Below are 26,340 nucleotides of genomic sequence, written 5' to 3'. Positions count from 1 at the left end.
TCAGTAGCTCAGGGCGGGGGCCGCGGGCTCGGCTTCCGGCTGTTCCTCGGCGCCGAGCTTGATGTACTTGACCAGCAGCCGGACCTCGATGACGGCGAGGACCGCGTACACCAGGGTGAAGCCGACCAGGGTGATGGCGACGGAGGTGACGTCGACGCCGGGCGAGACGGCGGCGGCGGTGCGCATGAGGCCGAACACCGTCCACGGCTGGCGGCCCATCTCGGTGAAGATCCAGCCCATGGTGTTGGCCAGGAACGGCAGCCCGATGCCGAGGACGGCCAGCCGGTACAACCACGGCCGTTCGGGCAGCCGTCCCTTCCTGGTCAGCCAGAGCCCGAGCAGGGCGAGCCCGGCGGCCAGCATGCCGAACCCGATCATGAGCCTGAAGGACCAGTACGCGATCCCGACCGCGGGCACGTAGTCGCCGGGCCCGTACATGGCCTCGTAGCGCTTCTGGATGTCGTTGATGCCCTCGACCTCGCCGTCGGGGGTGTTGGTGGCCAGGATGCTCAGCCCGTACGGGATCTGCAGATTGACGTGGTTGCGGCCGTTCTCCACGTCGCCGACGGCGAACAGGGAGAAGCCGGCGGCCTTCTCGTCCTCCCACAGCGCCTCGGCGGCGGCCATCTTCATCGGCTGCTGCTCGGTCATCAGCTGGGCCTGCCAGTGTCCGGTGAAGGACACGCCGGCGGCCGAGACCAGGGCGACGGCCATCCCCAGGCGCATGGCCGGACGGAACAGGGAGGTCTCCCTCTTGCGCAGCAGGAACCAGGCGCTGACGCCGAGCACGAACGCGGCGGCGGTGAGGAACGCGCCGAAGATCACGTGCGGGAAGGTCACCAGCGTGGTCGGGTTGGTGAGCACGGCCCAGATGTCGGTGAGCTCGGCGCGGCCGTTGTTGATCGTGTAGCCGACCGGGTGCTGCATCCAGGAGTTGGCCGCCAGGATGAAGTAGGCGGAGATGTTGGTGCCGATGGCGGCCGTCCAGATCGTGGCCAGGTGGACCTTCGGCGGCAGCTTGTCCCAGCCGAAGATCCACAGCCCGAGGAAGGTCGACTCCAGGAAGAACGCCATGAGCCCTTCCATCGCCAGCGGCGCCCCGAAGACGTCCCCGACAAACCTGGAGTAGTCACTCCAGTTCATGCCGAACTGGAACTCCTGCACGATGCCGGTGACCACGCCCATGGCGAAGTTGATGAGAAAGAGCCGCCCGAAGAACTTGGTGAGGCGCAGGTACTCGGGCTTCTTCGTGCGGTACCACGCGGTCTGCCATCCCGCCACGAGGATCGACAGACCGATGGTGAGCGGCACGAACAGGAAGTGGTAGACGGTCGTGATGCCGAACTGCCACCGGGAGAGATCGAGCACATCCATGCGGGCCAGCATCGCGGCAGGTCAGAGGCGCTGTGTAGGGTCCGCCGGCCTCGCCCGCGAGGACCTTCGGCCAGGCCGGACGGCCCTCGCCGGGGGCAGGGACTTTGGACACCCGCGCGAAGGTCCTCCGGCTCTGCCTGACGGCACGGGGGCTCCGCCAGATTCGGAGGCAGGAGGTGCGTCATGTCCCCTACCCTCGTCAGCGCCGACCTCGGCGTCCGGCGGCTGCTCTTCGCGGCCGGTCAGGCGCCTTCGGTCTACAACACCCAGCCGTGGCGCTTCCACGTCGTGCCCGGCCGGCGCATCGAGCTGCTGGCCGACCCCGACCGCAGGCTGCGGGTCGCCGACCCGCGCGGCCGTTCCATGATGGTGAGCTGCGGGGCCGCGCTGTTCAACCTGCGGCTGGCGGTGCGCTACGTGGGCCGCCGTCCCATCGTGTGGCTGCTGCCGGATCCGGCGGAGCACCCGCTGCTGATGGCCGCCGTGCGCACCGCCGACGCCCGCCCGGTCCGCGGCGAGAACCGCGAGCTGTACGAGCTGATCCCGGTGCGCCGCACCAGCCGCGAGCCGTTCTCGGACCGGCCGGTGCCGCCGTCGGTGCTCGGCGACCTGCGCATCGCCGCCTCACGCGAGGGCGCGAGCCTGGTGCCGCTGGACGCCGAGGGCGTGGCCGAGATGCTGGACCACGTGGCGCTGGCCGAGGACGAGCTGTCCCGCGACCACGACTATCAGGCGGAGCTGGCGGCGTGGACCATGCCGGGGGCCCGCTTCGACGGGGTGCCCGCCTACGCGCACGGCCCGCGCCCGGCCAGGGACCCGGCGCCGGTGCGCGACTTCGGCCGGCACGAGCGGGACGCGCGGTTCGAGGAGCACCCGCAGCTGGTGGTGCTGACCACGCAGGGCGACCGGCCGATCGACTGGCTGCGCGCCGGGCAGGCATTGCAGAGAGTACTGCTGACCGCGACCAGGCACGGGCTGTCCGCCTCGTTCCTGAACCAGCCGCTCGACCTGCGCGACATGCGCCGGCGCAGGGACCCGCACCACCGTCGGGGCCACGCCCAGATGATCATTAGGCTGGGTTACGGACCTCAGGTGCCGGGTAGCCCGCGCCGCCCAGCAAGCGAACTGGAGAGGCAAGATGCTTGACGGATACGACGTCCTGCTCCGCGACGGCGGCATCGCCCACCTGCGCCGGCTACGCCCCGGCGACCGGGAGGCGCTGCACGAGCTGGTGGACCGCTCGTCCGAGCGCTCGGCGTACCTGCGTTTCTTCACCGGGGGCCGGGCCACCGCGCACGCCTACATGGACCGCGTCACCGGCCCGGAATGGGCCGGGCACGCGCTGGTGGCGACCGTCCGGGATCGGCTGGTCGCGGTCGCCGAGTACATCCCGGCCGGTGACGGCAGCGCCGACCTGGCGATCCTGCTGGACGACGCGGTGCACGGCAACGGCCTCGGCACGCTCATGCTGGAGCACCTGGCGGTCAACGCCGCCGCCAACGGGGTGCGCACGCTCGTCGCCGACGTGCTGGCCGAGAACCGCCCGATGATCAACGTGCTGCGCGACCTGGGGCTCGACACCACCCACGAGTTCGCCGGCGGCAGCCTGCACATGGTCGTCGACGCGCGCGTCACGCCGCGGCTGCGGGCCGAGATCGAGGCCCGCGACCACGCGGCGGAGCGCGCCTCGCTGGACCGGGTGCTGCGTCCGCGCTCCGTCGCGGTGATCGGCGCCTCCCGTGACCCGTCGTCCGTCGGGCACACGGCGCTGCGCAACCTCGTCGACGGCGGCTTCGCCGGCCCCGTCTACCCGGTCAACCCGAGCGCCGGCGAGATCGCCGGCCTGACCGCCTACCCGAGCGTCCTGGACGCGCCGGGCCCCGTCGACCTGGCCATCGTGGCGGTGCCCGCCCAGCACGTGCTGCGCGTGACCCGCGACTGCGCCGAGGCGGGGGTGGCCGGGCTCATCGTGCTGACCTCCGGGTTCGCCGAGGCGGGCCGGCCGGGAGCCGAGGTGGAGATCCTGCGCGTGTGCCGGGGGGCCGGCATCCGGCTGATCGGCCCGAACTGCCTGGGCGTGGTCAACAGCCACGCCCGGCTCAACGCCAGCTTCCTGCCCGTCACCCCGACCGAGGGCCGGGTCGGGCTGGTGTCGCAGTCGGGCGCGGTGGCGGCCGCGCTGCTGGAGCGGCTGGACGTGTCCATGTTCGTGTCCGTCGGCAACAAGGCCGACGTGAGCGGCAACGACCTGCTGGAGTACTGGGAGGACGACCCGAACACCGACGTCGTCGCGCTGTACCTGGAGTCGTTCGGCAACCCGCGCAAGTTCGCCCGCATCGCCGGGCGGGTCGGCCGCAAGAAGCCGATCCTGCTGGTCAAGAGCGGCCGCACGGGCGCCGGCGACCGGGCGGTCCGCTCCCACACGGCGGCCGCCGCCACCCCGGACGTGGCCGTGGACGCGCTGGTGCGCGCCTCCGGCGTGATCCGGCTCGACAGCGTGCACGAGCTGATCGACACCGCCCGGCTGCTGTCCACGCAGCCGCTGCCCGCCGGGCGGCGGGTGGCCATCGTCGGCAACTCCGGCGGGCCGGAGGCGATGGCCGCCGACGCGTGCGAGGCGGCCGGGCTGTCGGTGCCGGAGCTGCCGGCCGGGCTGATCGAGGCGCGCGGGAACGCCGCCGTCGGCAACCCCGTCGACCTCACCGCCGACGCGAGCGCGGCGGAGCTCGGCGCGGCCATCGAGGCGGCCGCGGGCTCGGACGCGGTGGACGCGGTCCTCGTGGTCTACACGCCGCCGTTCGGCTCCGGGCTGGAGAAGACGCGCGAGGCCATCGCGGCCGCCGCGGCCGGCTCCGCCAAGCCCGTGCTGGCCTGCGTGGTCGGTCACGACGGCGTCATCGACGGCAGGGTGCCCAGCTACGCCTTCCCCGAGCAGGCCATCAAGGCGCTGACCCAGGCCGCGCGGTACGCCGAGTGGCGCGAGCGCCCCCTGCCCGAGCACGAGGAGCCGCCCGCCGCCGACGTGGAGTCCGCCGAGGAGATCGTACGGGCGCATCTGCACGAGAACCCCGACGGCGGGTGGCTCTCCCCCGCCGCGGCCAACCGGCTGCTCGCCTGCTACGGCGTCGACGTGGCCGAGGCGGTGCCGGTGCACGACGCCGACGCCGCGGCCGAGGCCGCCGGCCGCGTCGGGCTGCCCGCGGTGCTCAAGGTGACGGGGCCGGTGCACAAGAGCGACGTCGGCGGCGTCCGGCTGGACCTGAAGACGGCCGCGGACGTACGCGACGCCTACCAGGACATGTCCGCCCGGATCGGGGCGGAGATGACCGGCGCGATCGTGCAGCGGATGCTCCCCGCCGGGGTGGAGATCATCGTCGGCGGGGTCAACTATCCGACGTTCGGGCCGCTGGTCATGGTCGGGATGGGCGGCGTGACGGCCGACCTGCTGGCCGACCGCGCGTTCCGGGTGCCGCCGGTGGGCGCGGCCGCGGCCAGGGAGCTGATCGGGGAGCTGCGGTGCGCGCCGCTGCTGTACGGCTACCGCGGCTCCCCGCCGGCCGACGTGGAGGCGCTGTCGGGGCAGATCGCCCGGATCAGCCGCCTGCTGGAGGATCTGCCCGAGGTCGCCGAGCTGGACCTGAACCCGGTCATCGTGACGCCGGACGACGCGGCGGCGGTGGACGTGCGGATCCGGGTCGCCCCGGCCCAGGCGCCGCCGTCGCCACTGCTGCGCCGCATGCGCTGACACGCCGGAAGGGGGGCCGCCCGGCCGGGCGGCCCCCCTTCCGCGTTCTCTCTCACATCAGCGGCGGGACGACCATCAGGTCTCCCTTGTCGTGTTCGAGCTCGGAGACGACGTCCACGACGCCCTCCACGGCCCGGACGGCCGCCACGAGCGCGACGGCCTCGGAGGTCCACCGCACCCGGCCGCCGAGGGTGACGACACCCTGCTCGACGCGGACGGTGAAGTCGCCCTCCGGCAGCCGGGCGCGTACGTCGGCCTCGACCTCGGCGGCCGGGCGGGTGAAGACCCGCAGCACGTCGCGCTGGTGCAGGGTGCCGGCGATGCGGCCGGTGACCGGGTCGATCACCGGCACCTGCTTGATGCGCCGGTCGTGCATGACCCGGGCGGCGTCCCTGACGGTCATGCCGGGGGTGACGGTGACGGCCGGGGAGGTCATCAGCTGGCGGGCCCTGACCCCGGCGGCCTTCTGGTGTTCCAGCCGCTGCCGCGGGCCCTCGAAGATGGACACGCTGTGCCGTACCGGGTCGATCTCCTTGAGCAGCAGGTCATCCTCCGACACCACGCCGACGGGGCGGCGGTCGGCGTCGATGACGGTGACGGCGCCCACGGCGTAGCGTTTCATGGCGCCGATGATGTCGCTGAAGGACGCGTCCTCGAGCACCGCGATGGCGACCCGCCCCATGACGTCCCTGACGTGAATGGTCATGATGCCTCTCCTTCCACTTCCACGATCGGTCATGGGGCCGGCCACCGGCAGCGGCGAAGGTCCCATCCCGCCGGGACCTAGGACCGGACCACCGCGACGGGGCAGCGGGCCTGGTGCAGCACGCCCCGGCTGACGGAGCCGAGCAGCGCCGAGGCCACCGCGCCGCGGCCGTGCGATCCGACGACGACCAGGTCCGCGCCGGCGGAGGCGTCGGCGAGCTCCTCGACCGGCCGCCCCGACCGCACGTCCTCGACGACGTCCACCTGCGGGTACTTCTCCCTGAACGCCGCCAGCCGGTCGCTGACGGCCTGCCGCCTGGCCTCGCCGATCTCGTCCAGGTCGTACGAGACCTCGGGCGCGAAGGCGTGCACCGGGAGCTGCCAGGCGTGCAAAGCGCGCAGCCGGGCGCCCCGGAGCCTGGCCTGCTCGAAGGCGTAACCGAGCGCCGCTTCGCACTCGTGCGAGTCGTCCACCCCGACCACGACCTCCCCGCGCGGCGCGAACCGCTCGCCGCGCACGACCACCACGGGCCGGTGCGCGTGCCCGGCGACGTGCGTGCTGACGGAGCCGAGCAGCGCGCCGGACAGGCCGCCCAGCCCGCGGCTGCCGACGACGATCTCGACCGCCGACCCGTCAAGTTCGCGCAGCACCCCGGCCGGCGACCCCTCGACGGTCTCGGCGGTCACCTCGACGGTCGGCTGGCGCTCGTGCACCAGCGCCACCGCCTCGGCCAGCGCCTTCTGCCCGGCCCTCTGCAGCGCGTCGGGCGCGACGCCGGCGGGGAACCTGGTGATCTGGTACGGGGCGCGGTCAACGGCGTACACGAGCCGGAGCGGCTCGCGCATCCGGAACGCGTCGCCGGCCGCCCACTCCACAGCGGCCCGCGAGGTCACGGAGCCGTCGACACCTACAACGATCATGATGTGCCTCCTCGTGTCCCTTTCATGACACCGCGTGCCGGGGCCTCCCCGGCAGGGCCGGAGGTCACATCAGGGCGAGGCGAACGGCCATGGATGTCCTGCCTGCTCGGGGGTAGCGTCTTGCCATGGCCGCGATCGATCTCAACACGCTGCGCGCCGTGGTCTTCGACACCGACGGCGTGGTCACCGACACCGCGAGAGTGCACGCCGCCGCGTGGAAGCACGTCTTCGACCGCTTCCTCCGCGGCCGTTCCGCGCCGTTCGACATCCGCGACGACTACCTGCGCTACGTCGACGGGCGACCACGCCTGGACGGCGTGCGCACCTTCCTGGCCTCGCGCGGCATCACGCTTCCGGAGGGCGGCCCTGAGGACGAGCCGGGCGCCCCGACCGTGCACGGGCTGGGCATGGCCAAGGACGAGCTGTTCGTACGGCAGATCGCCGAGCACGGCGTGGCCGCCTTCCCGTCCACCGTGGCGCTGCTGCACGAGCTGCGCAACCGGGGCTGCCGCACGGCGGTGGTCTCGGCGAGCCGGCACTGCCGGGCGGTCATCTCGTCCTCGGGCCTGCTCCACCTGTTCGACGTGCTGGTCGACGGCAACGACGCGGCCCGGCTGGGCTTTCCCGGCAAGCCGGACCCGGCGCTGTTCCGGGAGGCCGCGCACCGGCTCGGGCTGCCCGCCGCCGAGGTGGCGATCGTGGAGGACGCGCTGCCGGGCGTGGAGGCCGGCCGCAGGGGCGGCTTCGAGCTGGTGGTGGCCGTCGACCGGGCCAAGGCGCAGGCGGAGGCGATGATCCGGGCGGGCGCGGACGTCGTCGTGCACGACCTGGCCGAGGTGACCGTGGCCGGGCGCGTGCCGGTGGGCCGCCGATGACGCCGTGGATCCTGGCCTACGAGGGCTTCGACCCGGACGGTGAAAGACTGCGCGAGGCGCTGTGCACGCTCGGCAACGGGCGGTTCGCCACCCGCGGCGCCACCCCCGACGGCCTGCGCCGCACGCCCGGCACGTACGCGGCCGGCGTCTACAACCGGCTCACCTCCCCCGTCGCCGGGAAGACCGTGACCAACGAGGACCTGGTCAACCTGCCCGACTGGCTGCCGCTGACGTTCGCCACCCCGGGCTGCGACTACTTCCACCCGGAGGACTCCGACCTGCTGGAGTACCACCACGCGCTCGACATGCACGCCGGTGTCCTGACGCGCGACCTGCGCTGGCGCGACCCGCAGGGCCGGATCACCCGGGTGCGGCAGCGGCGCGTCGTGTCGATGGCCGACAGCGCGCTCGCGGCGCTGGAGACCACGTTCACGGCGGAGAACTGGTCGGGCCCGCTGCGTGTCCTGTCCGCCGTCGACGGCGACGTCCGCAACGACGGCGTGGCCCGCTATCGCGACCTGCGCGGCGACCACCTGACCGGGCACGCGACCGGCGTCGAGGACGACCTGGGCTGGCTGACCGTCACCACCCGCGGTTCGGGCATCACGGTCGCGCTGGCCGCCCGGGTGGACGCGCCCGCGAAGCAGGAGCTCACCGCGGAGCCGGCCCGGGTGACCTCCTGCCACGTGCTCGACCTGGTCGAGGGCGAGACGGCCGCCGTGACGAAGGTGGTGGCGCTGCTGACCTCGCGCGACCCCGCCATCCACGACCCCCGCTCGGCCGCGGTCCGGCGGGCCCGGCTGGCGCCCCGCTTCGACGAGCTGCTGGCCCGCCACACCACCGCCTGGGACCGCCTGTGGGACCGCGCCCGCATGGACGTCACCGAGCCGGAGATCGCCCAGGCCATCCACCTGCACGTGTTCCACGTGCTGCAGACGATGTCGCCGCACACCGCCGACCTCGACGCCGGGGTGCCCGCGCGCGGCCTGCACGGCGAGGCGTACCGGGGGCACGTCTTCTGGGACGAGCTGTTCGTCCTGCCGTGGCTCAACCTGCGCTTCCCCGACGTCTCCCGCGGCGCGCTGCGCTACCGGTGGCGGCGGCTGGACGAGGCGCGCGCGGCCGCCCGCGCCGAGGGGTACGACGGCGCGATGTTCCCCTGGCAGAGCGGCAGCGACGGGCGCGAGGAGACCCAGACGCTGCACCTCAACCCCGAGTCGGGCCGCTGGCTGCCCGACGCCTCCCATCTGCAGCGGCACGTCGGCCTGGCCATCGCCTACAACGTGTGGCAGTACCACCTGGTCACCGGCTCGATGCCGGACTGGTGCGCGGAGCTGTTCATCGAGATCGCCCGGTTCTTCGCCTCGCTCGCCGTGCTCGACCCCGCCTCCGGCCGGTACGAGATCCGCGGCGTGATGGGCCCCGACGAGTACCAGACGGGCTATCCGGACGCCGGCTCCCCCGGGCTGGACAACAACGCCTACACCAACGTCATGACGGTGTGGCTGCTCCTGCGGGCGCTGGAGATCGCCCCCTCGGTGCCGGCCGTGGGCTCCCGGGAGCCGGCCCGCTGGGCCGACATCACCCGCCGCATGCGGGTCGACTTCCACGACGGGGTGATCAGCCAGTTCACCGGCTACGCCGACCTGCCCGAGCTCGACTGGGAACGCCACCGCGGGGTGCGCCGCCTGGACCGGGCGCTGGAGGCCGAGGGCGACGACGTCAACCGCTACAAGGCGGCCAAGCAGGCCGACACGCTGATGCTGTTCTACCTGCTGAGCGGTGACGAGCTGCTCGGCATCCTGGACCGGCTCGGCTATCCGGCCGATCCCGGCCTGGTCCGGCGCACGGTCGCCTACTACCTGGAGCGGACCAGCCACGGCTCCACGCTCAGCGCGCTGGTGCACGCGTGGGTGCTGGCCTCGACCGACCGGGCCACGTCGTGGAACCTGCTCGTCGAGGCGCTGATGAGCGACATCAAGGACGTGCAGGGCGGCACGACCGAGGAGGGCATCCACCTCGGCGCGATGGCCGGTACGCTCGATCTGTTGCAGCGGTGCTATCTGGGGCTGGAGGTGCGTGACGACGGGCTGCGTCTCGACCCGCTCCTGCCCGACCGGCTCGGCACGCTGTCCCTGCCCATCCTGGTGCGCGGCACACGGTTCGAGATCGAGGCCCGCGACGGCATGGTGCGGGTCAACGGCGAGACGGCCGGCCGCGGCACCGGCCGCACCTTCACCTTCGACCAAGGGGGAACGATCATGGCAGGCACCGGCGACCTCGGACGCCGCATCGCGCATCACCGCGAGCGCCTCGGGCTGACTCGCGAACAGGTCGCCGAGCGGGCGAAGGTGTCCGCCGGCTACGTGGAGTATCTGGAGGAGACCCCGGCCAGCCCGACGTCCGAGACCGTCCACCGGCTGGCTGAGGCCCTCGGCACCACGGCCGACGACCTGCTGGGCGGCGGCCGGGAGCGGCCTCCCGGCCGTGGCCCGGCGGCGGCGTCCCCCTCGCTGGAGAAGCTGGACCGCGAGGAGTGCCTGCGGCTGATCTCGCCGGGCGGCATCGGCCGGGTGGCGTTCAACGGCTCCCACGGCCCGACGGTCCTGCCCGTCAACTACAAGCTCCACCAGGGCGCGATCATCTTCCGCACCTCCTACGGCGGGGCGATGGACCGCGACCTGCGCACCGGCATGGAAGGCGTGGAGATCGTCGTCGGCTTCGAGATCGACCAGATCGACGAGGCGCAGCGCGAGGGCTGGAGCGTGCTGGTCCAGGGGCCGTTCCACCATGTCCCCGAGGAGGAGGTGGCCGAGGTGATCGGCGCGGACGTGACCCCGTGGGCGGGCGGCGAGCGCCTGCTCTACATCCGCATCATCCCGCAGCAGATCACCGGCCGCCGGATCCACGGCCTGTGAACGACAAGGACGTCCTGCGCCACTACCTGCGGGAGACGCGCGAGGCTGCCCGAGCCGCCGGCCTGGCTGGACCCCGCCCTCGCGCCGGACGCCGAGCCGAACCTCGACCTGTGGGCGGCGCCCGAGGAGAGCCGCGAGGACATCACCGGGTTCTACCGCCGGCGGGCGGGGGCGGCTAACGGTAGACGGCGTCCTCGACGGTGAAGCGGATGAACTCGCCTTCGGCCCGCCGCTCGGTGCCCGGCCACCAGCCGCCGCGCAGCCACACCGGGATGGTGAACCCGTCGAAGGTGGCCTCCCGCCCGCATTCCACCCCGAACGGGTGCCGGCGGTAGCCGCCGCCGTCGGGGTCGCCCCAGCGCGAGACGGTGACGCCGGCCAACCGGCCGTCGTCGTCCACGGCCAGCCTGACGTCGAAGTCCTCGTCGCCGACCGGCATGCTCGCGACGGCCTCGTACCTGTCGACGTGCTTCCAGCGGACGCGCGGGTCCAGGGCGGCGGCGGGGACCAGCACGAACTCGCTCGCCAGCCGCCCCGCGGCGCTGCGGCTGATGTCGTGGTCGGAGCCGGACATCACGGGCAGCGCGTCCAGCATCCGCCAGCGCATCTCCCCCACGCCGCCGTGGTAGCGGTCGAAGCCGTGCACCGGTAGCAGCCCCACCCACGCGGTGGCAGCCCAGACGAAGCCCTCCATCGGCTCCAGCGCCTGGGTGGCGTGGAAGCGCCGCCAGGTGCCGAGCTTGATCTCGCCGCGCGAGCGCAGCACGACCGAGCGCAGCAGCGGGGTGCCCGGGGCGATGGCGTGCAGCACCCAGCGCCGCGCCGCGTCGGGCAGCGGGTCCGCCTGCTCCGGGTCGAACCGCGGCGCCCCGGCGGTCACGGCCTGCAGGGTGTCCCAGTCTCGCCTGGCCTGGGCGCTCAGGTGCGGCGGCGAGACGATGACGGTCATGACCGGGCTTCGCGGGGACGTACCACCGCGACGGGGCAGTGGGCGTGGTGCAGCACCCCGTGGCTGACGGAGCCGAGCATCGTGGAGGTGAACCCGCTCATCCCGCGCGTGCCCACCACGACCAGGTCGGCCGTGCGGGACGCGGCGGCCAGCGCGGGCACCGGGTGTTTGGAGACCACGGTCTGCACGGACCGCACTCTCGGGTACTTGTCCAGCCAGGGCCGCAGCCGCTGCGGGATCTCGTCCTCGATGCCGGGCGGCGGCACCGGCCCGAACCCGGCCGGGTGCGGGTAGGAGACCGGCTGGTGCTTGGCGTGGAGGACGCGCAGCCTCGCCCCGCGCGCCTGGGCCTGTTCCATCGCGTACTCGACCGCGCACTCGGCGTCCACGGAGCCGTCGTAGCCGACCACCACCTCGTCATGGGAGACGCGGTAGTGACCTCTGACGACGACGACGGGACCGTGCGCCTGGTTGGCCAGGCCGAGCCCCGTCGAGCCGAGCACCAGCCCGGCGAACCCGCCGAGTCCGCGGCTGCCGATGACCACGGTGTCGGCGGTCTCGGTCTCGGTCCGCAGCCGCTCCACGACCGCGCCGGTCACCATCGCGGTGGTCACCTCCAGGTCGCGCGCCCGCTCGCGGGCGCGCGCCGCCGAGCGTTCCAGCAGCCGCTCGACCTGCACGGTCAGCGAATCGTACCCCTCGGACGTCACCCACTCGCCGGCCCACGGCTCGCGCACGTACACCACGCGCAGCGCCAGCCCGCGCCGCCCGGCGTCCGCCGCCGCCCAGTCCAGCGCCAGGGCAGCGCTGTCGGATCCGTCCACGCCCGCGACGACGTGTCTGCCCATGTCCAGCCTCCTCGAGTACGGGAGCGCGGGTGAGCACCCGTGCCTCCTCCCGCCCGCTTCCCGCCGGGGTGTCCGCTTCCATGCTCACCCGACGGCAGCTACCCGGGCAGGGCCGCACGTCACCCCGCCGCCAGGACCTTCGACCTTCAACCGGGCAAACGTTTCACCCAGTGCGGGGAACGTACGAGGCCGACGGCGAGCAGCGCGAGCGGCCCGCGACCGCTGCCCATCGGAGGTTGACCGGTTCGTCCTGCGCGTACGCCTGTCGGAGCGGGCGCTGTCGTGCCGGGTTCAGCAGGGGGCCGCCGCGCCCGCCGCCACCGGCTGACGCGCGGTGGGCTGTGGGGTCGTCGGTTGCGGGGTGCCGATGACGGCCACGGGGCAGGGCGGCCAGCGTAGGCAGGAGAGCAGTACCGCGCCCAGCCGGCCGTCGCCCGCGTGGTGCGCGGCCGAGCCGAGCACCAGGAGGGCCGCCGCCCGGGCCTCGTGCCGCAGGACCACCTCCGGGCGGCCCCTGATGGTCCGCCCGGTCACGGCCACGTCCGGATAGGCGGCACGCGCCCGCAGGACGGCCCGCTCCAGGACCGCTTCCGCGTGTTCGCCGGTGCCGTGCCCGCCCGTGCCGTGCCCGCCCGTGGGGCGCGCGTACGGGGCGAACGCGCGGGCTCGTGGCTCCCAGGCGTGCACGACGACCAGCCGCGCCCCCGCCCGCCGGGCCTCGCCCGCGGCCCACATCAGGGCCGCGTCGCCGCCGCCCCTGCCGTCAACGCCCACCACGATCTGTTCCATGCCTCCATGGTCGGCGACCCCGCGGTGGTGCCGGCAGGGCCGTTCCTCCCGACTTCATGGGTCTTTGGTCAGCGGGTGAGCGAAGTCGGTGTTGTCGATCACGACGTCGGCGCGGGCGATCGGGTCGGCCTCGCGCTGGTAGACGCGCTGGGCGACCAGGTAACGGTCACGGTGGATCGCCTCGGCGCCGGAGCCTGCCCAGTCCTGGTCGCGGGCGGCGCCGCGGGCGACCGACAGCTCCTCATCGATGTGCATCCAGACGCGGTAGTCCCAGTACGCGTCGATCTCCGGGCGGAAGGCGAACACGCCGTCCACGATGAGCACGCTGTCCGGGGAGAGCGGCGTGACGACCGCCGAGTGGTCCACCTGGGTGAGGGGGTCGATCGAGCACAGGGCGCAGGCGCCGGCCCACGGGGAGCGGCACGGGTCCAGCAGCAGGCGTCTGGCGGACTCGTAGTCGTAGGCGTTGCGGTAGTAGCCCTCGCCGGACTCCCTGTCGTAGAGGTGGCGGTCCTTCCACGGCTGCTTGAAGTCGTCCAGCGTGGCGCGCAGCGCCGGGCGTCCGGCGGCGGCGACGGAGGCGGCCAGCTCGTGGCCGAAACTGGTCTTGCCCGAGGCGGTCAGGCCGTCGATCCCCACCAGGAGACGGCCGTCGCCCAGGGCCAGCACCCGCCGGGCGATCTCGTCGACCAGGGCGGCCCGTTCGGGGGACGCCGGGCCGGGGCAGGGCTGCTGCCACGTGGAGACGGAGTGATCGATCTGCGACACGGCCCCAACCTATCCAACCGCCTGTCGCGTACACGGGCAGGATGCCCCCGGGACCTCAGGAGGCCGGGACGGGGAAGGAGGCCGCGAGGGTTTCGCCCCACTCGCGGGCCCGGTCCAGCTCGCCGTCCACGAGAGGCCCCTTCGTCCCGATGACGTAGAAGCTGTGGGCGGGCGCGGCGCTCCTGACGCCGAGGCGGCGCAGCCGTCTGGCGGCGCCGCGGGCGGCCGACCCCGGCAGGCGGGGCTTGGCGACGCGGGTGTCGAAGGCGGCCGCGGCCAGCCGGGCGGAGCCGGTACGCAGGCCGGACAGCCATTCGCGGATGCCGTCGCCCCGGGACACCAGCCCGTCCGGGGCGTCCTGGGCGGCGGACTGGCGGGTGGTGGCGCGGGTCATGGCGAAGGCGTGCGTGGGCCCGCCGACCACGAGGAGAGTCACGTCCTCGCCGACGGCGGCGGGCGCGGAGCCGACCTCGACCACGTCGGCCCGCATCCGCCCGGCCAATCCTTCCGCGACGGCCTCGGCGATCCGCCGGGTGTTTCCGTACATCGACTCGTAGACGACGAGCGCGCGCATGCCGCGCCTCCTGATCAGGGAAGGATGGGTTCGAGGTGGAACATGCCGGTGACGAGCTCGCCCGGCTCGCCGGACGGCTTGACGCGCCCGGCGACGGCGGCGAGCACGTCACCGGCGGTGATCAGCCCGACGATCCCGCCGGCGTGGACCACGGGCACCGCGTCGCACCCGGCGTCCAGCATGACGGCGGCGACCCGGTGCAGCGGGTCCCCGGGTTCGACCCGCGGCCGGCGGCGGCCGGTCAGCAGCGAGCCGACCTGGCGGCCGGACTGCTCCTGGGGCCCGCAGGACCAGGTCGCCGCGAGCTCCTCGCGGGTCAGGACGCCGAGCACGTGCCGCCCCTCGACGACCGGCAGGTGGCGGACGCCGGCGCGGCGCATCAGCTCCCACGCCATGAGAGGCGACTCCCCCGGCTCGACGGCGACCAGCACGCGGCTCATCACCTGTTCGGCGGTCAGCTCCGCGACCGGCCTCGTCTGCGCGGCAGGCTCGCCGGCGGGACGCGCGCCTTCCTTCGGCACGGCACGCGGGGCGGTCGTGGTGGCACGGATGGCGGTCGGAGCGGTCATGATGTCTCCTCCGTTCGGGGACGGACGACGGCGACGGGGCAGATGACGTGGTGCAGCACGCCGTGGCTGACGGAGCCGAGGACGGCCGCGGCCAGCCCGCCGCGCCCGCGCGAGCCGACGACGACCAGGTCCGCCTGCTTGGAGGCCTCGATCAGCAGCGAGACGGGGTGCTCGCAGGCGTGCCCGTCGGTGATCCGCACGTCGAGGTTCTTCTCCCGCCACGGAACGACGCGCTCGCGCGCCGCGCGGGCCTCCTCCTGCATGACGTCCTCGATGAGCGAGTTGTAGGCGACCGCGTACGGGGAGTACGCCGGCATGGTCCAGCCGTAGGCGACGTACAGTTCGGCGTCGCGGCGGCGGGCCTGCTCGATGGCGTACTCCATGGCGGCCTCCGCGTGCTCGGAGCCGTCGTAGCCGACGACGATCCGCCCGTGCGTGATCGGGGAGGTGCCGCGGACGACGACCACGGGCCCGGCGGCGTGACCGGCGACGGCGATGCTCACCGAGCCCATGACCAGGCCCTGGAACCCGCCGAGCCCCCGGCTGCCGATGACGACGCTGTCGGCGGAGGCCGACTCCGCGATGAGCGCCGGGGCGACCTCCCCGATGAGCAGCTCGGTCGTCACCTCGACGCCGCCCGCGAGGGCGCGGGCCCGGTCCGCGGCGGCCTCCAGGGTGCCCGCGCAGTATTCGGACTCGCCATGGCCGTGCCGCCACTGCTCGCAGATGTGGACGATGCGTAGGTTCAGCCCTCTGCGCCGGGCGTCGGCGGCGGCCCATTCCACCGCCGCGGTCGCCGGTGCCGATCCGTCGATGCCCACCACGATCTGCCGAGCCATCACGACGCCTCCTTCACCCGTTCTGCCGTTCTCACCTCCAGTTTTTCCGATCGGGGGCGGCGGTGGCCGGGGAGGAGGACCCCGATCGGATGGCCTTTAGTCCCGAATTTGTGCTGCGTTCACCTTCTGGTGGTGGGCGTCCAGCCGGGAGTGCGGGTGACCGGTTCGCGGCTGCGGTAGACGATGTACGGGCGGGTCAGGTAGCCGATGGGCGCGGTGAGCATGTGCACCAGCCGGGTGAACGGCCAGATGGCGAAGAGCACCAGCGCGCTGAAGGCGTGCAGCTGGAACAGCGGGGGCGCCCCGGCCATCAGCTCCGCCCGCGGCTGGAGGGCGAAGACCGAGCGGAACCACGGCGAGACCGTGACCCGGTAGTCGTAGCCGCCGCCCAGCACGTTCGCGGCCACGGTGGCGGCCAGCCCGAGCACGATCACCAGGGCCAGGACGGCGTACATGAGCTTGTCGTTGCGGGTCGTCGCGGTGAACACGGGCCCGACGGTGCGCCGCCGGTAGATGAGGATGGCCAGGCCGGCGAGCGTGCACACCCCGGCGATGGTGCCGAGCACGACCGCGACCACGTGGTACATGCTCTCGGTGACGCCCACCGCCTCGGTCCACGACTTGGGGATCACCAGCCCGCCCACGTGCCCGAGGATGACGACCAGGATGCCGAAGTGGAACATCGGGCTGCCGATGCGCAGCAGCCGCGACTCGTACAGCTGTGAGGAGCGCGTGGTCCAGCCGAACTTGTCGTAGCGGTAGCGCCAGACGTGGCCGAGCACGAAGACGGTCAGCGCCACGTACGGGGCCACGACCCACAGCAGCAGGTCGAGCGCGTTCATCGGGATCCTCCATCGGTCGGGAACGACGGTGTCGGCCCCGCCGCGGGACCGGACCCGTTCACCGGGTACGGCGGCAGGCCGACCTCCTCGGCCAGCGGCCCCTCGGCGGCCAGCTTGGCGGCGGCGGCGCGCTCGCGGGCGGTGGCGGGCGGCAGCGTGGCCAGCACCGCGGCGACCACGTGCGCGTAGGGGGAACGCTCCGACTCCAGCGCCCGCAGCAGCAGGTCCAGGCCCGGCCGGTGCTCGCGCAGCAGCCGGGAGGCCTGGGCGGTGCCGCCGCGCGCGGACAGCTCGCACACCACCGCCAGATGGTCGGGCAGCTCCCCCTCGGCGGGCTCGAACCCGGCCTCGCGGAAGGCATGCTTGAACCGCAGCAGCGCCATCCCGCGCTTCCTGGTGTCGCCGTAGGTGTAGTAGGTCAGATACGGGCAGCAGCGGCGCTTCAGGTCGAAGGTGGCCACGTAGTGCTCGGCCAGGTCCTGCGGCGGTGTGGCGGCGGCGTGGTCGAGGAAGGCGCGCAGCCGCCGCGCCGGCTCGCCCGCGGGCAGCGTCCCGACCGTTTCCGTCAGCAGCGGCAGCGCCTCGGCCAGCCGCTCGTCGGGGTAGCTGAGCAGCACCGACGCGGTGAGGTGGACGGCGCGGTCCATCACTGGTCCTCCTTGTCGCGCCGGGGGAACAGGCCCTCGGGGGTGCCCTTGCCGTCCCAGTTCAGGAGGTTGACCCGGCCGCGCAGGTCCTCGCTCCGCTCCAGCTCGTCCCCGCTCTGCCGCTCGCGCAGCGCGTGGAAGTTCTCGACCGCGATCGGCGCGGGCGTGCCGGACGCCTCGCCGAACGGCCCGCCCATGCCGGGGCCGCCCTCGTAGTCGAGGCTGCACCCGGTGGCGAGCTCCTCCAGGTCGGCGGCCTGCTCGGCGTGCGCCTTGGGGATGACGTACCGCTCGCCGTAGGGGGCCAGGGCCAGCAGCCGGTGCATGGACTCGATCTGGGCGCCGGTCATGCCGACCGCCTCGGCGATGCTCTCGTCGGGCTCCTGGCCGAGGTTGAGCCGGCGCATGTACGAGCGCATCGCCGCCAGGCGGCGCAGCACCAGCCTGACCGGCGCGGGATCGCCCGCCGTGAACAGCTCGGCCAGGTAGCCGATGGGGATGCGCAGCGACTCGATCGCGCCGAACAGGTTGCCAGCCTCCTCGCCGTCGTGCCCCGTCTCGGACAGCACGTCGACGACCGGCGACAGCGGCGGGATGTACCAGACCATCGGCATCGTGCGGTACTCGGGATGCAGCGGCAGCGCGACCCCGTACTCGAAGATGAGCTGGTGGATGGGCGAGCGCCGGGCCGCCTCCAGCCAGTCCTCCGGGATGCCCGAGGCGCGGGCGCCGGCGATCACCTCCGGGTCGTTCGGGTCGAGCAGCACGCTCTTCTGCGCCTCGTACAGGTCCTTCTCGTCCGGCGTCCGAGCCGCCTCGGCGACCCGGTCGGCGTCGTACAGGATGAGCCCGATGTAACGCAGCCGCCCCACGCACGTCTCGGAGCAGACGGTCGGGATGCCGACCTCGACCCGGGGGAAGCAGAACGTGCACTTCTCCGCCTTGCCGGTGCGGTGGTTGAAGTACACCTTCTTGTACGGGCAGCCGGTCACGCACATCCGCCAGCCGCGGCAGCGGTCCTGGTCGACCAGGACGATCCCGTCCTCGGAGCGCTTGTACATCGCGCCCGACGGGCACGAGGCCACGCAGGAAGGGTTCAGGCAGTGCTCGCAGATGCGCGGCAGGTAGAACATGAACGCCCGCTCGAACTCCAGCTTGACCTGGTCCGACACCTTGCGCAGCACCGGGTCGGCCTTGGTCAGCTCGGGGCCGCCGCCCAGGTCGTCGTCCCAGTTCGCGGACCACGTGATCTTGGTGGGCTCGCCGGAGATGAGCGACTTGGGGCGGGCGACCGGGGTGTCCTCCGTCGCGGGGGCGGAGAACAGCCGGTCGTAGTCGTACGTCCAGGGCTCGTAGTAGTCCTGGATGGACGGCATCAGCGGGTTCGCGAAGATCGTCAGAAGCTTGCGCAGCCGCCCGCCGGCCTTCAGCTTGAGCCGGCCGCGCGAGTTCAGCTCCCACCCGCCCTGCCACTTCTTCTGGTCCTGGTAGGTGCGGGGGTAGCCCTGTCCCGGCCGGGTCTCGACGTTGTTGAACCAGACGTACTCGGTGCCGGCCCGGTTCGTCCACGCCTGCTTGCACGTGACCGAACAGGTATGGCAGCCGATGCACTTGTCCAGGTTCATCACCATGGCCAGCTGGCCCATGACCTTCATCAGTAGTCCACCTCCTGGGAGCGCCGCCGGATCACGGTCACCTCGTCGCGCTGGTTGCCGGTGGGGCCGAGGTAGTTGAACGCGAACGACAGCTGGGCGTAGCCGCCGATGAGGTGGGTGGGTTTGACCAGCAGCCGGGTGAGCGAGTTGTGGATGCCGCCGCGCCGGCCAGACGTCTCGCTCTTGGGCACGTCCACCACCCGCTCCTGCGCGTGGTACATGTACACGGTCCCCTCGGGCATCCGGTGGGAGACGACGGCGCGCGCCACGACCACGCCGTTGCGGTTGACCGCCTCGATCCAGTCGTTGTCCGCGATGCCGGCCTTGGCCGCGTCGGCGGGGCTCATCCAGATGTTCGGCCCGCCGCGCGACAGCGTCAGCATGAGCAGGTTGTCCTGATACTCGGAGTGGATGGACCACTTGGAGTGCGGCGTCAGATACCGCACCGTGATCCCCTCCGCCGTCGAGTCGCCGATCCCGGGCTCGCCGAACATGGCCGTCATGTTCAGCGGCGGCCGGTAGACCGGCAGCGCCTCACCCGCCTCCTGCATCCAGTCGTGGTCCAGGTAGAAGTGCTGCCGCCCGGTGAGCGTGTGCCAGGGCTTGCGATGCTCGACGTTGATCGTGAACGCCGAGTAACGACGGCCGCCGCTCTCGCTGCCCGACCACTCCGGCGAGGTGATCACCGGGACGGGGCGCGCCTGCGTGTCGGCGAACGTGATGTGCCGGTGCTCCTCGGCCAGCCCGTCGAAGGAGGTGCCGGTGCGCCGCGACAGCGTGGCGAACCCCTGCGCGGCCAGCCGCCCGTTGGTGGTGCCCGACAAGGCCAGGATGGCCTCGCACAGGTCCACGTCCCGCGCCAGCGACGGCCGGCCGTCCGCGGTGGACCCGTTGATCCGCCGCAGCCGGTCGATCTCGCCGCTCAGGTCGTAGGTGATGCCCTTGGTGGTGGCGCCCAGCCGCTCGGCGAGCGGGCCGAGGGAGGCCATCTTCGCGGCGATGGCCGCGTAGTCCCGCTCCACTTCGACGATCTTCGGGAAGTCCAGGCCCGGCGTCGGCGTCTCGCCGGTCCGCCGCCAGTCGCGCACCCGCCCGTGCGGGGTGGCCAGCTCGTCGGGGGTGTCGTGGATCAGCGGCATCGCCACCAGGTCGGTCCGCGTGCCCAGGTGCTCGGCGGCCAGCGTGCTGAAGGCGCGGGCGATGGTGTGGAAGGCGGTGAAGTCGCTGCGGGTCTGCCACGGCGGGTCGATCGCCGGGTTGAACGAGTGCACGAACGGATGCATGTCCGTCGAGGACAGGTCGTGCTTCTCGTACCAGGTCGCGGCCGGCAGCACGATGTCGGAGAACAGCGTGGTGGAGGTCATCCGGAAGTCGAGCGACAGCAGCAGGTCGAGCTTGCCCCGCGGCGCCTCCTCCCGCCAGGCGACGCCCTCGGGCCGCTGGCGGGGCCCCGCCTCCCGCGCGCGCAGCGAGGCGTCGGTGCCGAGCAGGTGGCGCAGGAAGTACTCGTCGCCCTTCGCCGAGGAGCCCAGCAGGTTGGCCCGCCACACGGTCAGCACCCGCGGCCAGTTCTCCGGCGCGTCCGGGTCCTCGCAGGCGAACCCCAGCTCACCGGAGGCCACCTTCTCCGCGATGTACGGGCCCGGCTCCTGCCCCGCGGCCCGCGCCTCGTCCGCCAGGTCGAGCGGGTTGCGGCCGAACGTCGGGTACGACGGCATCCAGCCCAGCCGCGCCGACTGCGACAGCAGGTCCGCCGTGGTCTTGCCGGCGAACACGCCGTCGCCCAGCGGCGAGGACACCACGTCCGCCTTGTAGGTGTCGTAACGCCACTGGTCGGTGTGCAGATACCAGTAAGCGGTGCCGATCATCTGGCGCGGCGGCCTCGACCAGTCGCCGCCCGAGGCCAGATGCGCCCACCCGGTGACCGGCCGGCACTTCTCCTGGCCGACGTAGTGGGCCCAGCCGCCGCCGTTGACGCCCTGGCAGCCGGTGAGCGTCACCAGCGCCAGGAACGCCCGGTAGATCGTGTCGGAATGGAACCAGTGGTTCGCCCCGGCCCCCATGATGATCATCGACCGGCCGCCGGACTCCTCGGCGTTGCGGGCGAACTCGCGGGCGATCCGCGTCGCCTTCGCCGCCGGCACCGACGTGATCGCCTCCTGCCAGGCCGGCGTGTACGGCTCGCCCGCGTCGTCGTACCCCTGGGGCCAGCGGCCCGGCAGCCCGCCGCGGCGCACCCCGTACTGGGCCAGCAGCAGGTCGAACACCGTGGTCACCAGGTGGTCGCCGACGCGCCGCACCGGCACGCCGCGCTCCAGCACGCCGCTCTCGGCCCCGTCGAAACGGGGCAGGCCCACCGGGACCGACTCGCCCGTGTCGAGCATGGTCAGCGCCGGCGACACCTCGCCCAGGTCCAGGTTCCACCGGCCCTGGCCCTGCTCGGAGAAGCGGAACCCGAGCGAGCCGTTCGGGACGGCGACCTCACCCGCGTCCGCGTCCCACACCGCCGTGCTGAACGCCGCCTCCTTGCCTTCCTGCCCGAGATCGGCGGCCGTGAGGAACTTGTCCGGCACGTACTGGCCGGGCTCGCGCTCGCGCAGCCGCACCAGGAACGGCAGATCCGTGTAGCGGCGCACGTAGTCGGCGAAGTACGGGGTGGCGGAGTCGACGAAGAACTCCTTGAGGATCACGTGCCCCATCGCCATCGCCAGCGCCCCGTCGGTGCCCGGATGCGGGGCCAGCCACTCGTCGGCGAACTTCGCGGCGTCGCTGAAGTCCGGCGACATCACCACGACCTTCTGCCCGCGGTAGCGCGCCTCGGTCATGTAGTGCGCGTCCGGGGTGCGGGTGACGGGCACGTTCGAGCCCCACAACATCAGGTACGAGGCGTCCCACCAGTCGGCCGACTCCGGCACGTCCGTCTGGTCGCCGAACACCTGCGGCGAGGCCACCGGCAGGTCGGCGTACCAGTCGTAGAACGACAGCATCGCCCCGCCGATCAGCGAGACGAACCGGGAACCGACCGCGTGCGAGGCCATCGACATGGCCGGGATCGGGGAGAACCCGGCCACCCGGTCCGGCCCGTACGTCTTGATCGTGTGCACGTGCGCGGCCGCGATCATCTCGGTCGCCTCGTCCCAGGAGACCCGCACCAGCCCGCCCTTGCCGCGCGCCGACTGGTAGCGGTGGCGCTTGCCCGGATCGGTGGTGATCTCCGCCCAGGCCGCGACCGGGTCGCCCAGCCGCGCCTTCGCCTCCCGGTACATCGACACCAGCACGCCGCGCGCGTACGGGAAACGCACCCGGGTCGGCGAGTAGGTGTACCAGGAGAAGGCGGCCCCGCGCGGGCAGCCGCGCGGCTCGTACTCCGGCCGGTCCCCGCCCACGCTCGGGTAGTCGGTCTGCTGCGCCTCCCAGGTGATCACGCCGTCCTTGACGTACACCTTCCACGAGCAGGAACCGGTGCAGTTCACGCCGTGCGTCGACCGCACGACCTTGTCGTGACTCCACCGGTCACGGTAGAACGCGTCGGCCTGACGGCCGCCGATCTGGTGCAGTGTTCGCAGGTCAGGGGACATCGTGCCGGGGTGCAGATAACGTCCCAGCCGGAGCAGGGCATCGGTGAGAGGCCCGTCCATGCCCGACATGTGGCTCTCTTTCTGTTAGGGGTGCGCGCGGGGGCGCAGAATGAACCAGCAGTAAACGAAGGCGCCGAAAGCCATGGCGGCCAGCAGCATCAACCCGATCGAGTACGAACCCGTCGCCTGAAAGATCAGCCCCATCACGATCGGCGGCAGGAACCCGCCGAGGCCGCCGGCCGCGCCCACCACACCGGTGGCGCTGCCGACCATCGCGACCGGGACGGCCCGGCCCAGGATGGCGAACACCGCGCCGTTGCCCAGCCCGAGCGCCGCCGCCATCGCCAGGAAGCCGACCGTGGCCACCGGCATCCCGGGCGCGAACGAGACCACGATCGCGCACGCGAACACCACCGCCAGCACGTACGCCAGCACGGACTCGCCGCCGACCCGGTCCGACAGCCAGCCGCCCACCGGGCGGGCGAGCGTGGCCAGCACCACGAACCCCGCCGCGCGGGCCGCCGCGTCCGCCACCGTCAGCCCGTACACGCTCTGCAGATACAGCGGCAGGTAGACGCCGAACGCGACGAAACCACCGAAGGTGAGCGCGTACATCCCGGCCAGTTCCACCGTGACCCGCATCCGGGCGGCGGCGGTGAACCTCTTGAGGAACGGCTCCGCGGCCGGTTTCACGCCGGGGGCGTCCCGCCCCACCAGCAGGAAGACCACGCCCGTCACGGCGAGCGCCGCCGCGACCACGTAGAAGGGGGCGCGCCGGCCGAACTCGTCGGCCAGCCACGGGGTGGCGAACCCGGAGATGGCGGTGCCGATGTTGCCCATGCCGAAGACGCCCAGCGCCAGGCCACGCCGCTCCGGCGGGAACCAGGCGTTGACGAACGGGACGCCGATCGCGAACGTCGCACCGGTCAGGCCCAGCAGCAACCCGCCCACCAGCAGCAGCGAGTACGTCTCCACGAAGGCGAGGAAGACGACGGGGATCACGCCGATCAACGTCGTCACGCCGAACACCAGCCGGCCGCCGTAACGGTCGGTCAGCGCGCCGAGCACGATGCGGCCCAGCGACCCGACGATCACCGGCACGGCCACCAGCACCGACACCGCGGTGGCGCTCAGCCCGAGGGACCGCTGGTAGACGGGGCCGAGCGGGCTCAGCAGGGCCCAGGCCCAGAAGTTCACCGCGAACGCGATCGTGGCCAGGATCAGCGCGGTCACACGGCTCGCCGTGGACGTGACCGCGGCGGGTGACGGTGCGGCAGGCATGGCGGGGACCACCTCCGGTCGGACGCTAGGGCCACCTCAGTCTTCTGGACTGCACCATGCCCACTTAAGGGTCTTTAGTCCCATCAATAAGGATCAAACAGCGATCATCTTCGTGGCCCGCCCCCGGCGCGCGAGGGATCCGCGGGGCGGGGGCCGAGGGGCGCACGCGGGGCGCCGGCCGACAGTGGGCGTCGTGATTTTTCCTGACATAGTTGAAAACTGTGCTTTTCGCAGTCTGTCAGGACGAATTCCGCACCCACCCCAAGAAACGGCGGACCAGAATCACCAGATAAAGCACCCAACCCGCAGCGATCACCACGAGCGCGGCCACCGGTTCCCACAATGCCCCCGAAGCCAACTCCCCCATCGCCCGGCGAACCACCGCCACCGTGATCGGCACCGTATAAAGGGCGAAAAACGCCAACCCCAGCACCCGCCCCACAACCACGAACCACGCGTACACCCGCACACTCCGACGCGCCCCACCACCCCGCCCACGCAGATACGCCTGCGCGTCCGCCATCAAATTCTTGTTCCCCGTCGCGTTCGCGAAGACGTAGTACACATCCGTACGCATGAAGAAGAGGAACTGCCAGACCACCTGCGCCAGACAGATCACCATCACCAGCCGCGCCGGTGCCGACTCGGTCACGTACAGCACGCACGCCGACCCGCAGATCAGCACCCAGTCCACCCGCATCCCCGCCAGATGAGCGCGATAGCGCGCCCGCCGCGGCACCCCCCACACCCCGGTGATCCGCGTCTGCACCACCAGGAACTGCAACCGCGTACCCAGCGACAACTCCGCCCGCACGCCCAGCGACCGCGCGGCGGCCACATGCCCCAGCTCGTGCAGCAGCACCAGCGCCCACGACCCCGCCGCGAACGCCAGCGTGAACGACAGACTGCCCGGCCACACCAGCGACGACACCCCGGGCCGCGCCCTCGGCTCGGCCACCGCGGCGGCCACCGCACACCCGGTGAGCAGCACCAGCACGACGTCGGCCGGACGGGAGAAGAACCAGGCCACCTGCCGCGGCCGGATCCGGTCCCACACGTTCGGCCGCCGCTCCGGCCGTCTCATCAACCCCGCGTCCGCCAAGCCGCCGACGAAGGCGGCCACGTCCACGTCCACCCCCCGCTCGGCCCGCACCCGCTCACGCGCCTGCGCCACCGTCCGCGTGCCGTCGAGCGCCGACACCACCGCCGCCGCCACCGCCGGCACGTGCACGAACGTCTCCCCGTTGCCGATCACGTAGTCGTCCGGCCCGTCAGCCACCACCGTCAGGAACGACAGATCGGTGTTCACCCGCAGACCCCGCACCGGTCATGCCGGTGGAACTCCCTCGTCGTGGTCGTCAACGTCAGCAGATCGAGCCACACGCTCCGGCCCTCCACCGCCGGCGTGCCCGCACCCGTCAGATAGCGGAGCACCTCCGAGGCCAGCATCCCGGCCACGATCTGGCACAACGGCCCGAACGACGGGATCACCCGCCCCGGGTTGTCCCCGGTGGGCAACTCCGTCCGGCCATAGCGGGCGGCCAGCGAACGCTCCTGACACGACAGGCAACCCGTCTTGCCGGGTACGACGAGCGGCCCCACCAGCCCCACGTGCTGGTTGAACCCGCCCGTCACGAACGGCACCCCCGCCTCCACACACGCCCGGTTCACCCAGCGCGCGATGTGCGGCTGCGGCGTGTCCACCGTGCTGACCACCAGATCGGCGGCCACCACCACGTCCCGCGGCCCGCCGATGCGCCGCTCGACGGTGTCCACCCGCACACCGGGACGGTGCGCCCGCAGCCGCCGCGCCGCCGCCACCGTCTTGAGCTCACCCACGTCCCCGGCCGTGTACAGGTACTGGCGATGCAGGTTGCTCGCCTCCACCCGGTCGTCGTCGACCAGCGTCAACCGCCCCACCCCGCTGGTCGCCAGCTGCAGCGCCACGGCGCCCCCGATCGCCCCCGCGCCGAGCACCGCCACATGCGTACGCCGCAACTCGCCGAGCACGGCCGTCACCTCGGCGGCCGGCCGGAACATCGACAGGAAGAGCGCGAACCGGGAGAGCCCCGCGTCGGCCGCCAGCGCGTCGAGATCGTCGGCGGTGACCAGGATGCGCGCCTCCAGCAGCCGCGCCACGGCCGCGTCGATCTCGGCCGGAGGCACCTCGCCGAGCAGCGCGTACAGATCGGCCCGCTCCACCGGCTCACGGGCGCACAGCCGGATCAGCCGGCGCAACGGCGCCGCCGCCGGGTCGAGGACCAGGCCCGTCGGCGGGAAATCCCCCAGCCGCACCCGCTCACGCAAATCATCAATGAAAAGGGGAAAAGCCGGATTCACCTGAATCCTGGGCATGAAGAAGACTCCCGTAAGCACGAAGGCGGGGCCCTCGCAAAGAGGGCCCCGCGACAGTTCAGCAGCTGTTGCTGTTACCTGTGGTCTCGACTTCTTCGACCTTCCTGA

Annotated in this window: 21 protein-coding genes; 4 read left to right on the top strand and 17 right to left on the bottom strand. The window is 72.6% G+C overall.

What is annotated here, in order from left to right; genetic code table 11:
• On the bottom strand, positions 1 to 1,374 hold the full coding sequence (locus tag KME79_RS20630; protein WP_219545817.1) for a cytochrome ubiquinol oxidase subunit I: 1,374 nt from the start codon (positions 1,372 to 1,374) through the stop codon (positions 1 to 3).
• Between the two features lie 183 nt (positions 1,375 to 1,557).
• On the opposite strand from KME79_RS20630, the gene KME79_RS20625 reads away from it, so the two are divergent.
• Positions 1,558 to 2,520 carry an Acg family FMN-binding oxidoreductase gene (locus KME79_RS20625; protein ID WP_219545816.1) on the top strand — a complete coding sequence of 321 codons (963 nt, stop codon included), beginning with the start codon at positions 1,558 to 1,560 and terminating at the stop codon, positions 2,518 to 2,520.
• Positions 2,513 to 5,119, top strand: coding sequence for a bifunctional acetate--CoA ligase family protein/GNAT family N-acetyltransferase (locus KME79_RS20620; RefSeq protein WP_219545815.1), 2,607 nt, complete (start codon positions 2,513 to 2,515; stop codon positions 5,117 to 5,119). The genes KME79_RS20625 and KME79_RS20620 overlap by 8 nt, the downstream gene beginning before the upstream one ends.
• Before the next feature lie 52 nt (positions 5,120 to 5,171).
• On the opposite strand, the gene KME79_RS20615 is transcribed toward KME79_RS20620, so the two are convergent.
• Positions 5,172 to 5,825: a CBS domain-containing protein gene (locus KME79_RS20615; protein ID WP_219545814.1), complete on the bottom strand. Its 654-nt coding sequence runs from the start codon at positions 5,823 to 5,825 to the stop codon at positions 5,172 to 5,174.
• Positions 5,826 to 5,902: 77 nt separating this feature from the next.
• Positions 5,903 to 6,745, bottom strand: a complete 843-nt coding sequence (locus KME79_RS20610) for a universal stress protein (protein ID WP_219545813.1) — start codon at positions 6,743 to 6,745, stop codon at positions 5,903 to 5,905.
• Between the two features lie 125 nt (positions 6,746 to 6,870).
• On the opposite strand from KME79_RS20610, the gene KME79_RS20605 reads away from it, so the two are divergent.
• Positions 6,871 to 7,620: an HAD family hydrolase gene (locus tag KME79_RS20605; RefSeq protein ID WP_148031874.1), complete on the top strand. Its 750-nt coding sequence runs from the start codon at positions 6,871 to 6,873 to the stop codon at positions 7,618 to 7,620.
• Positions 7,617 to 10,538, top strand: coding sequence for a pyridoxamine 5'-phosphate oxidase family protein (locus KME79_RS20600; protein ID WP_308248992.1), 2,922 nt, complete (start codon positions 7,617 to 7,619; stop codon positions 10,536 to 10,538). The genes KME79_RS20605 and KME79_RS20600 overlap by 4 nt, the downstream gene beginning before the upstream one ends.
• A 175-nt stretch (positions 10,539 to 10,713) precedes the next feature.
• On the opposite strand, the gene KME79_RS20590 is transcribed toward KME79_RS20600, so the two are convergent.
• The 14 genes from KME79_RS20590 to KME79_RS20525 form a co-directional block, all read right to left on the bottom strand.
• Positions 10,714 to 11,487 (bottom strand): DUF6544 family protein, encoded by a 774-nt coding sequence (locus KME79_RS20590; RefSeq protein ID WP_148031876.1) that lies wholly within the window; start codon positions 11,485 to 11,487, stop codon positions 10,714 to 10,716.
• The gene (locus KME79_RS20585; RefSeq protein WP_219545812.1) at positions 11,484 to 12,335 is read right to left on the bottom strand and encodes a universal stress protein; all 852 of its coding nucleotides are present in this window, start codon (positions 12,333 to 12,335) and stop codon (positions 11,484 to 11,486) included. The genes KME79_RS20590 and KME79_RS20585 overlap by 4 nt, the downstream gene beginning before the upstream one ends.
• 291 nt (positions 12,336 to 12,626) lie before the next feature.
• Positions 12,627 to 13,124, bottom strand: a complete 498-nt coding sequence (locus tag KME79_RS20580) for a universal stress protein (protein ID WP_219545811.1) — start codon at positions 13,122 to 13,124, stop codon at positions 12,627 to 12,629.
• Positions 13,125 to 13,178: 54 nt separating this feature from the next.
• Positions 13,179 to 13,892: a nucleoside/nucleotide kinase family protein gene (locus tag KME79_RS20575; protein ID WP_219545810.1), complete on the bottom strand. Its 714-nt coding sequence runs from the start codon at positions 13,890 to 13,892 to the stop codon at positions 13,179 to 13,181.
• Positions 13,893 to 13,947: 55 nt separating this feature from the next.
• Positions 13,948 to 14,466 carry a flavodoxin family protein gene (locus tag KME79_RS20570; RefSeq protein ID WP_219545809.1) on the bottom strand — a complete coding sequence of 173 codons (519 nt, stop codon included), beginning with the start codon at positions 14,464 to 14,466 and terminating at the stop codon, positions 13,948 to 13,950.
• A 14-nt stretch (positions 14,467 to 14,480) separates the two neighbouring features.
• Positions 14,481 to 15,035, bottom strand: coding sequence for a CBS domain-containing protein (locus tag KME79_RS20565; RefSeq protein WP_219545808.1), 555 nt, complete (start codon positions 15,033 to 15,035; stop codon positions 14,481 to 14,483).
• Positions 15,032 to 15,874, bottom strand: coding sequence for a universal stress protein (locus tag KME79_RS20560; protein ID WP_219545807.1), 843 nt, complete (start codon positions 15,872 to 15,874; stop codon positions 15,032 to 15,034). Before KME79_RS20560 ends, KME79_RS20565 begins: the two co-directional genes overlap by 4 nt.
• Positions 15,875 to 15,993: 119 nt before the next feature.
• The gene (gene narI / locus KME79_RS20555; RefSeq protein ID WP_148031883.1) at positions 15,994 to 16,716 is read right to left on the bottom strand and encodes a respiratory nitrate reductase subunit gamma; all 723 of its coding nucleotides are present in this window, start codon (positions 16,714 to 16,716) and stop codon (positions 15,994 to 15,996) included.
• Entirely contained in the window at positions 16,713 to 17,363 is a 651-nt protein-coding gene (gene narJ / locus KME79_RS20550; RefSeq protein WP_219545806.1) for a nitrate reductase molybdenum cofactor assembly chaperone, read from the bottom strand. The genes narI and narJ overlap by 4 nt, the downstream gene beginning before the upstream one ends.
• Positions 17,363 to 19,018, bottom strand: coding sequence for a nitrate reductase subunit beta (narH, locus tag KME79_RS20545; protein WP_219545805.1), 1,656 nt, complete (start codon positions 19,016 to 19,018; stop codon positions 17,363 to 17,365). The genes narJ and narH overlap by 1 nt, the downstream gene beginning before the upstream one ends.
• The gene (locus KME79_RS20540; RefSeq protein WP_219545804.1) at positions 19,018 to 22,665 is read right to left on the bottom strand and encodes a nitrate reductase subunit alpha; all 3,648 of its coding nucleotides are present in this window, start codon (positions 22,663 to 22,665) and stop codon (positions 19,018 to 19,020) included. Before KME79_RS20540 ends, narH begins: the two co-directional genes overlap by 1 nt.
• A 15-nt stretch (positions 22,666 to 22,680) precedes the next feature.
• Positions 22,681 to 23,877, bottom strand: coding sequence for an MFS transporter (locus KME79_RS20535; protein ID WP_219545803.1), 1,197 nt, complete (start codon positions 23,875 to 23,877; stop codon positions 22,681 to 22,683).
• 238 nt (positions 23,878 to 24,115) lie between these two features.
• A complete protein-coding gene (locus KME79_RS20530) occupies positions 24,116 to 25,186 on the bottom strand; it encodes a zinc metalloprotease (protein WP_219545802.1) in 1,071 nt (356 codons plus the stop codon).
• Positions 25,183 to 26,184 carry a TOMM precursor leader peptide-binding protein gene (locus KME79_RS20525; protein ID WP_219545801.1) on the bottom strand — a complete coding sequence of 334 codons (1,002 nt, stop codon included), beginning with the start codon at positions 26,182 to 26,184 and terminating at the stop codon, positions 25,183 to 25,185. Before KME79_RS20525 ends, KME79_RS20530 begins: the two co-directional genes overlap by 4 nt.
• Positions 26,185 to 26,340: the final 156 nt, after the last annotated feature.

Origin of the sequence: Nonomuraea harbinensis (genome assembly GCF_019396385.1) — a bacterium.
Taxonomy (GTDB): domain Bacteria; phylum Actinomycetota; class Actinomycetes; order Streptosporangiales; family Streptosporangiaceae; genus Nonomuraea; species Nonomuraea ferruginea.
This window is presented reverse-complemented; position numbering and strand designations above follow the sequence as displayed.